The sequence below is a fragment of the uncultured Nisaea sp. genome (assembly GCF_963974195.1).
Lineage (GTDB): Bacteria > Pseudomonadota > Alphaproteobacteria > Thalassobaculales > Thalassobaculaceae > Nisaea.
In genome coordinates this window covers 1-4,040 of the sequence record NZ_CAXBDC010000183.1, presented here as the reverse complement: position 1 = coordinate 4,040, position 4,040 = coordinate 1, and the positions used below count along the sequence as shown (strand labels likewise).

Sequence of the window (4,040 nt, the reverse complement as noted above, 5' to 3'; positions counted from 1 at the left end):
GGGGGCACGTCCCTTGCGGCGATCAGGATCGTCGCCCGGCTGAAAAGATCCCTAGGGATCGATGTTCCGAACGATATCGTGCATCGCGGCCGCACTGCCCGGGGCATGGCGGAGCTGCTTACCGGAACGGGTACGGGGGCGGGGGACAGCGGGCCTGCTCTCCGCCTGCCGGAGGGGGAGATACCGGTGGTCTCGCCCGGGGAGGCCCAGCTCTGGCTCGATCATCAACTCGGCGGTGAGGCGAGCGCCTATGTCATGCAGGCCGCGATCCGGCTTTCACTGGACGAGCCGGAGGCGGCTCTTGCCGCTGCCTTCGCGCGGCTGGCTGAACGGCATCCGGTGCTGCGATCAGCCTATCCGGATGCAGGGACTGGCCCGGGGGTGCGCATTGACGCGACGGCCCGGCCGGTGATCAAGGTTGTGGACGGGGGAAGCGGCATCGATGCCGCCGTGCAGAGCGCGGCCCGGGCGGACGCGGAACGGGCTTTCGATATCGAGATCGGCGAGGTGGCACGCCTGACTTATGTTTCCGGCGGATCAGGTGCCGGTGTGCTGGCTGTGTCGCTGCATCATATCGTCTCCGACGGAACGACTTTGGGGGTGCTGCTGGGGGATCTGCTGGCGCTTCTGACCGGGCGGGCACTCGGTCCGGAGCCGAAGGCGGACTATCGCGCCTATGCGAAATGGCGCCATGAGCGGGTTGCCGAGGCCGGGCAGGCCGAAACGGATTTCTGGGTCCGGAAACTTGCCGGAGCGCCGGGTCCGCTCGATCTGCCGGCGGACCGGCCGCGAGGGCTTGATCACCAGCCGAATGGTTCCTCGGTGACAGTACGCATCGGCAAGGATCTGACGGCGCAGGCGGAAGCGATCGCCCGTTCCGAAGGCGGGACATTGCAGGGCATGCTGGTCGCGGCCTATGCGCTTTTCCTGCACCGCCTGACGGGTACAGGCGACCTTGTGCTCGGCATCCCTGTCAGCGACAGGCCCGAGGGCTTCGAGAACGTCGCGGGATTGTTCCTGAACACGCTTCCCCTGCGGCTCGGTTTTGACGGAACGGAAACGGGTGCTGGCCTACTCGGGCGGGTAAGGGAGGGCATGGCCGAGCTTTTGAGCCACGCGGACCTGCCACTCTCCCGCATTGTCGAAGCGGTGAAGCCGGAGCGTCACCAGGGGCGCACACCGCTGCTGCATAGTGTGCTGGATTGGCGCGAGGCGGCGACCGGTGACGGTCTGCCGGTTGAGCTTTTCCCGTTGCCGGTGGCAACGGCGCCGTTCGATCTTGCGGCCAGTCTCGCGAAAGAAGCTGGCGGTGATATCGTCGGCGGCCTCATTTATGACAGCACGCTGCTGGATGAAGCGACGGTGGCTGCGTGGAGCCGTTCTTTCGTCCTGTTGTTCGAAGGGTTGGTCGAGGGACTGGAGCAGCCGGTCGGCGCTCTTGCGGCGGTGGGGGCAGAGGATCGCGACCGGTCCATTCTGGAAGGCCCGGCACCGGAGCCGCTTCCGGATCTGGCGGCATTGCTCGAAGACGCATTGGCGAAACATGCGGCCTTGCCCGCACTCGAGTATGGCGGGGACGTAATCACCTACGGTGCGCTGGCGGAGCAGGCACGTTGCGATGAAAGCGGCCCGGTGGCGATCATTGCGACGGATGATCCGGTGCGCCGGGTGATGGATGCTCTGGCGGCACTGCGCGCGGGCCACATTCTCGCTCTGATCGACCCGGCTCTGCCGGAGGCTCGCCAGGCCCGTATGCGGGGCATTCTGGATGCTGTGCCTGATGGAGCCGATGGCGCCTATGTTCAATTCACCAGTGGCTCTACCGGCACACCGAAAGCGGCATTGCTTGGCCGGGAAGGGCTGGCAAACCTGATCCGGACCATCGGCCGGGACCTCTCCATTCAACCGGGCAGCCGGGTGCTGCAACTGGCGGCACCGGCATTCGATGCCTGGGTCTGGGAAGTGTTCACCACGCTGGGCTCCGGCGGCACACTCGTGCTCGCGGATCGGGAAGACCTGCAAGCGGGACCGCCCCTTGCGGCGACCCTGCGGGACCGCCGCATCAGCCATGCGACCATCACGCCATCGGCGCTGTCGGCGCTTGGCTCCGCGGATTTCCCTGACCTGAAGACGGTGGTCGCGGCGGGTGAGCCGTTGCCCGCGTCGCTTGCCGGTCTCTGGGCACCGGGACGCCGCCTGTTCAATGCCTATGGTCCCTGCGAGACGACAGTCTGCGCCACGCATGGTCTCTGTGAGGCCGGTCGCTCGCCTGATATCGGGACGCCGATTGCCGGTCTCTCGGTAACGATTACGGACATATACGGCCAGCCCGCTATACCGGGGGCGGCCGGCGAAATCCTGATCGGCGGGGTTGGCGTGGGGCTTGGCTATATCGGTGATACAGAGCGCTCCTCCGAGCGCTTTATCGAAGGCTCGGATGGCGTGCGCTGCTACCGCACCGGAGATTTCGGCCGGGTCAACAGTGACGGCCGCATCCAGTTTGTCGGCCGGGATGACCGGCAGGTGAAAGTCCGGGGCGTGCGTATCGAACTTGACGAGGTCGAGCATGCGCTGCGTGCCGTGCCGGGTGTGGAGCAGGCGGCCGTGATCACGGCGCCCGATGCGGATGGCCGTCCGGCGCTGGCTGCCTGGATCACCGGCCCTGCCGCCACTGCCGCGGGATACGTGCGGGAGGCCTTGGCCGGGCGTTTGCCGGAAACCATGCTGCCCGCTTACCTCACCGTGCTAGATGCCATGCCGATGACGGCGACGGGCAAGATCGACCGGAACGCGTTGAGCCTGCCAAAGACAGCGGTCAGTGCGGCCGGAGACGCTCCCCGGTCTGGTCTGGAAGCGCAGATACTCGATGTTTTCCGTGAGGTTCTCTCATTGCCAGTCCTGCCCGGACGGGAGCAGAATTTTTTCACGCTCGGCGGTCATTCGCTTCTCGCGGTCCGCCTTGCGGCTCGTCTGGGTGACCAGACCGGCCGCCGTCTGCCTTTGCCGCAGGTCTTCGCAAACCCGACGGCGGCGGGGCTCGCCCGTCTCATCGAAGCCGGGACGGGGCTTGCTGCAAAATGCACGCTCCGGACCCTTCGCGAGGGGGCGAAACCGGCCGGGTTTCTGATTCATCCGGTCGATGGTTCGGGGCTGGTCTACAGTCTGGTCGCCGGCGAATGGCAGCAGGATCGCCGCCTTGTCGCGGTTGAACAGGGATGCGGGTTCTATAGCTTGGCGGAGCAGGCGGAGGTCTATGCCATGGCGATCGCCGGAGCGGGCGGCGGTACGGAGCCTGTCCATCTGGCGGGCTGGTCGCTCGGCGCCGTGCTTGCGGCCGCAATCGCGGAAAGGTTGCGTGAACGTGGCCGGGATGTGAGGCTGGTGCTGATCGATGCCGCCGCACCGGGGCACGAGGCCGACCGGGCGGAGATCGACGCGGCTGATATTGCCGCTGCCGCCGCCGAAGCCGGCGCGGATGAGGCAACTGTCGCCCGGGCACGTGATAATGTCCGCATTGCCGGGGCGCATCGTTTTGCATCCACGGCTGGTGCGGCGGCTCTGATAAGGGCTGCGGGCACCGAACGGGGCACGATGGATGATGCGTTGGGCTGGTCGTCAATATTTAACCAGGTGGCCGTCGAAACGGTCGCGGGGACGCATCAGACTTTGTTGCGGGAAGGCAATCTCGCGGCATTGGCACAATCGATAGAACGACTTTGGCACGAACAGGGGAGCAAGGGGCATGGCTGAGATCGACGGATCCGTCCGGCGGCTGTTTGACGGCGAGGATTTCGCCGTCATCGTGGAGCCGAACGGCGAGAGCGGCAGCGCGCCAGCATGGGTGTCCGGTAATCTGCCCGCGATCGAGGCGCTGGCGCGGGAACACCCCGTTGTCGTATTGCGCGGTATCGGAATTTCGGCGGAAGCGGATTTCCCCGCTGTCCGGGATCTGCTGGTGGGACGGCCGGCACATTATGTCTATCGCTCGACCCCGCGCACCGAAGTGCTCGAAGGCATCATGACGGCGACCGAATATCCGG

The 4,040-nt window shown here is 66.2% G+C and carries 2 protein-coding genes; both read left to right on the top strand.

Translation table 11 applies throughout. The annotated features are described in order from the left end of the window. The coding region (locus tag AAC126_RS21865) for a condensation domain-containing protein (RefSeq protein WP_339857500.1) at window positions 1–3,750 on the top strand (3,750 nt) is incomplete at its 5' end. After that, window positions 3,743–4,040, top strand: a 298-nt coding sequence (locus AAC126_RS21860; RefSeq protein WP_339857498.1) for a hypothetical protein, incomplete at its 3' end; no start/stop codon positions are given. The genes AAC126_RS21865 and AAC126_RS21860, both read left to right, overlap by 8 nt.